The following is a 1055-nucleotide window of genomic DNA, read 5'->3' on the forward strand; positions in this document are numbered from 1 at the left end:
TGAGGATAAGGAGATTGAACTGGCTCTGGGTCGGTTACTCCAGACCATGGGGGGCACGAACAATCTTATAGCAACCCGGGACATCTATACCCGCCTGCGCACCCGCGCGGCCGGAGGGCAGCCGAACACCCCCTGTGAGGACAAGGAGATTGAACTGGCTCTGGGCAGACTGCTCCAAAGCATGGGGGGAACAGGCAACATGAGAACGGCTCTGGATATCTATACTCGCCTGCGCACCCAGGCTGCCAAAGGGCAGGAAAATACCGCCTGTGATGATAAGGATATCGAACTGACACTCGGCAGACATCTCCAGGCCATGGGGGGTACGGAGAACCTGATAGCAGCCCATGACATCTTTACCCGACTGCGTACCCGAGCAACCAAGGGGCAGGCGAACATCCCCAGTGATGACAAAGAGATCGAACTGGCTCTAGGTAGACATCACCAGATCATGGGGGGCACGGACAACCTGCAAACGGCCCTGGAAATCTTTACCCAGCTGCGCACCCGGGCGGCTTGGGGGCGAGCGAACACCCCCTGTGATGACAAAGAGATCGAGCTGTCTCTGGGCAGACACCTCGAAATTATGGGGGGTACGGAGAACATGAAAGCAGCCATGGATATCTATATCCGACTACGCACTCGTGCAGCCGGGGGACAGGAGAACACCCCCTGTGATGATAAAGGTATCGAGTTAACACTGGGCAGACACTTCCAGGCTATGGGGGGCAGGGACAACCAGAGAGCGGCTCTGGACATCTTTATACGGCTGCGTACCCGGGCAGCCAAGGGACAGGAGAACACTCCTTGTGATGACAAGGATATCGAGTTAACACTGGCCAGGCTGCTCCAGGTCATGGGAGGAAAGGAGAACATGGAAACGGCTCTGGGCATCTTTACCCGACTGCGCACACGCGCGGCCGGGGGGCATGAGAACACCCCCAGTGATGACAAAGAGATCGAGTTAACACTGGGCAGGCATCTCCAGGTCATGGGTGGTGCGGAGAACATGGAGACAGCTCTGAGCATTTTTACCCGGCTGCGCACCCGGGCGG

General features: G+C 57.5%; 1 protein-coding gene. It reads left to right on the top strand.

The genetic code is table 11. The annotated features are described in order from the left end of the window. Positions 1 to 1055 (top strand): hypothetical protein (locus E1189_RS24045; RefSeq protein ID WP_196221552.1); only part of this gene is annotated, 1055 nt, incomplete at both ends.

The sequence above is a fragment of the Parendozoicomonas verongulae genome, assembly GCF_009711465.1.
GTDB lineage: Bacteria > Pseudomonadota > Gammaproteobacteria > Pseudomonadales > Endozoicomonadaceae > Sansalvadorimonas > Sansalvadorimonas verongulae.